This is a genomic window from Rhizobacter sp. P2_H2 (genome assembly GCF_056403375.1).
This window is the reverse complement of record NZ_JBFUFP010000543.1, coordinates 1-3,671: the sequence shown is the minus strand read 5'-3', so window position 1 is coordinate 3,671 and position 3,671 is coordinate 1. Positions and strand designations below refer to the sequence as shown.

The 3,671-nt window shown below is 61.3% G+C and carries 2 protein-coding genes; both read right to left on the bottom strand.

What is annotated here, in order from left to right:
* The coding region (locus AC1D15_RS22085) for a hypothetical protein (protein ID WP_477827652.1) at nucleotides 1-1,851 on the bottom strand (1,851 nt) is incomplete at its 3' end.
* 109 nt (nucleotides 1,852-1,960) lie between these two features.
* The gene (locus tag AC1D15_RS22080; RefSeq protein WP_477827651.1) at nucleotides 1,961-3,502 is read right to left on the bottom strand and encodes a methyl-accepting chemotaxis protein; all 1,542 of its coding nucleotides are present in this window, start codon (nucleotides 3,500-3,502) and stop codon (nucleotides 1,961-1,963) included.
* Nucleotides 3,503-3,671 lie beyond the last annotated feature (169 nt).

Here is a 3,671-nt window from a genome sequence, read left to right as displayed (position 1 = left end):
GAACATCAAGAGCCGGAGTTCATCGCGAACAGATGGGCTCAAATTCTCTGGGGACAGCCTTGTGCAGCGCTTGATTTTCCACCCGAGCCCGGCGAGCGACGCCATCACCTTGAAAGACTCCGTAGTTTTGAGAAAGTCGTGCGCTTCGAGGCGACAGGTTTGAGGGCAATGCGTCTCGAAGGAGAATAAATCGGCTCCCGGAAAACTCTCGATCTTGTTTTCATCAATTTTTTCAAGAAGTTCCTCGGCGAGGTGCAGGTACCAAACAGCCTTTCGAGTTATTCCGGAGTTGATGCAATGGTTGAGCAAGCATGCGAGAGCGGTTAGCTGTTCAGTTGCGCCTTCAATTCCAAGGCGAATCAGGCCAATGGCGTGATATGCCATACTATCTGCAGGGAACTCGTATGCGTCCAGACACCTGATCAAAGGATCTGCGTTGCCCGACAATAGGTGATGGAGCGCAGTTGAAAAATCTTCCTTGTGCCCGATTTTTCCATCGACATGCTTTGAAAATTTTCGACAGAAATAGCTGTTGAGATCAAATTTATCGGTGGTAAGGCGTTCTGAACCATCGGTGAATATGGGCGGAGCCAGTTGACTGGAGAAAAGGGGTAAATCCGTTGGCGCATCATAGTATCTGTATGGCTCATTGTCTTGGCGATCCGGAAGGTTGGCTGCCTCGCCATCTGAAAACCTTTCCGACTCGCTCATTTGATCAATCCTGTTCACCAGACTCAGCGCGCTGAACGTGTCGCGGCATTCTTTTTTATAGACAAAGAATGCTGAGAATTCACTGTGATGACCTGTGGATTCACTCCAACCCGAGAAGTTGTCGACGAATTTCCCCCATTCCTCTGGAAGTCCTGCAAGAACCTGCGGAATAGGGGTCTCCTTCCAGGCGTCTGCGATCACGATATCTTCGACGCATCCGCGTTGCATAGCTTCGAGTGGAGCGAGAATATTGAAGACGTGCGAGTCATCGTACGCGATATGACCGTGCAGAATGATGACGTCGGCCGGGATCTTTCCTTCCTCAAGCAAAGCGGCCAACTTCAGAAAAACAAGACGATTCAGCTCCCCGCAATTTCCAAAGCCAAATTTTGCATTTATCGGACAGACCTGGTTGAGGATGGTCAAATCTCGTTTGTTCGTATACGACTCAAAGATTGCCCTCACTTCTCGGGTGCTTGCGGCCAGAATCCGTTCGCCCAACTGATGGTCGGGCATTGATCTTCTGCCGCGCAAGTTTGCGATTCCGCGATAGAGCACCTTTTCTGCCCAATCGTTTGCCACAATGACCGCCTTGAGTATGGAAAGTGTTGCAGGTGCGACTCTTGTTTCTGTGGGTGCAACGCAGGGGGGGCGATGGCTTGCCCGGGCGAAGTGGGAAGAGGCAGCCGTCAGTGACAATGATCGTAAAGGTGGCTTGTCGGTCTGATGGAGCGTGACAGGTGTTGCGTGTCTGAAGCCTCTACGGCGGTCGGTCGTACGCACTTGCATGCCGTGTCCCTGCGACAGCGCCAGGGCTCGCCATTCGTTCCAGAGATCAGCAGGAAGTTTGTCGAGAATCGATGTGGGCAGCGCGCGCAGGTCCAGTACTCCGTCATGAAGCGCAGATTCAAGAACACTCCGACACAGCGTGTTGACGGCAAGGCCGTCGACCAAGGATTTGATTCTTTCCTCGTGCCTCTGCCGGAATGAGTGTCGCGATCCCTCTACTTGCGCTGCCGAGCGGCATTGATGAATGCGGTCGGCAATATCGGTTTCCAGCGGATTTGCATTCGAATTGGTGGGCTCTCGAGTCGAATGAAGTGGGGACAGTCCAGCAGTTTGAGTGCAGGGAGTCAGCATGGCGCGTCTCGTAAACATCGGTGCACATAGGTGACGCATCCGCTGCGAGCGTTCCAATGACACGTGTGTCAGGAACGCCAGTCACACTCAACTCGACCGCGTGGACGTTTCAACTCTGCGCTACCCCCGGCAACCGAAACACCGCCACCGCCTCCACCAGCCTTTGCGCCTGCAGCTTGAGGCTCTCCGCCGCCGCCGCGCTTTCCTCCACCAGCGCGGCGTTCTGCTGCGTTGCCTGATCCATCTGCGCGATCGCGGTGCCGACCTGCGAGACGCCGGTGCTTTGCTCGCTGGTCGCCACGCTGATCTCGCTGACCAGGTCCGTCACGCGGCGGATGGCCGCCACCACCTCGTCCATCGTCGAGCCGGCCTGGTCGGCCAGCGTGCTGCCCTGGGCCACGCGCTCGACGCTGGTGCCGATCAGCGCGGTGATCTCCTTCGCGGCTGCCGCGCTGCGCTGCGCGAGCGCACGCACCTCGCCGGCCACGACCGCGAAGCCGCGGCCCTGCTCGCCGGCGCGTGCCGCCTCCACTGCGGCATTCAAGGCCAGGATGTTGGTCTGGAACGCGATGCCATCGATCACGCCGACGATCTCGGCGATCTGGTTCGAGCTGTCGTGGATGCCTTTCATCGTCTGCACGACGTTGGTCACCACCTCGCCGCCGCGCTGCGCCACGCCGCTCGCACCCGACGCCAGCTGGCTGGCCTGCGCCGCGTTGTCGGCGTTCTGCCGCACCGCCGCGCCCAGCTCGTCCATCGACGACGCGGTCTGCTGCAGCGCCGCGGCCTGCCGCTCGGTGCGCAGGCTCAGGTCGTTGTTGCCTTGCGCGATCTCGGTGCTGGCGGTCGCAACGCCCTCGGCATTTGCGCGCACGCCGCGCACCAGCCGGGTCAGCTGTTGCTGCATCTCGGCCAGGGCCGTCAGCAGCATCGCGGTCTCGTCGCGGCCGCGCGGACGCACGGCCACCGTCAGGTCGCCGCCGGCCACCGCCTGGGCCACCTCCACCGCCTGGTTCAGCGGGCGCACGATCATCCGGCTCACGCCGATGCCGACGATCACGCCCAGCAGCGTCACGCCGAACATCACCGCCAGGCTCAGCCGGATCGCCCGCCGGCCGTCGGCCGCCGCGCGCGCTGCGATGTCGGCGCTCTCCGCAGCAATGCGCTGCGCCGCGTCGCCGAGCAGCTTCACCGGTTCGCGGTCCATGCCCTTGACACCGTTGTCGCCGGCCGCCGGGTCGAAGCCCGCCGCGGTGAAGGCGGCGTAACCCTGCCGGTAGCCTTCGCCCATGCGGGCATGCGCCTGCAGGAAGCGCTCGACCAGCGTGCGGGTCTCGCCGTCCGGCAAGGTGTCGCGCAGCCGCGCCGCGCCATCGGCCACCGACTTCTCTTCCTTCTGGAACGCGCCCCAGTAGCGCTCGAGTTGCTGCGGATCCTTGCCGCGCAGCAGCGTGTTCTTCCACTCCTGCACTTGGGTCTTGAACGAGTTCTCCAAGGCCGCCGCCGCGCGCTCGTGCGCCACGTAGGTCTGCATGACGGTGTCGTAGGCGGCGAGGGAGCGGTCGAGCTGGCGGATGCCGAACAGCGCCGCGAGCAGCAGCAGGGCGAGCGTGAATCCGAAGGCCAGGGGGAGTTTCAGATTCAGCTTCATGGCGCGGGCTCCGTGCTGCTGGGGCCTGCCAAGCATAGACCCGCGGACTGCCCCGCAGGGGATTTAAATCAGCGGCCCGTGGCGCTGCGCGTCCTCGACCAGCAGCCGCTGCTGCTCCGCGCTGAGAGCCGCCGCGGCGACCGTGGTTGACGGCGGTGCAGCGTCATGC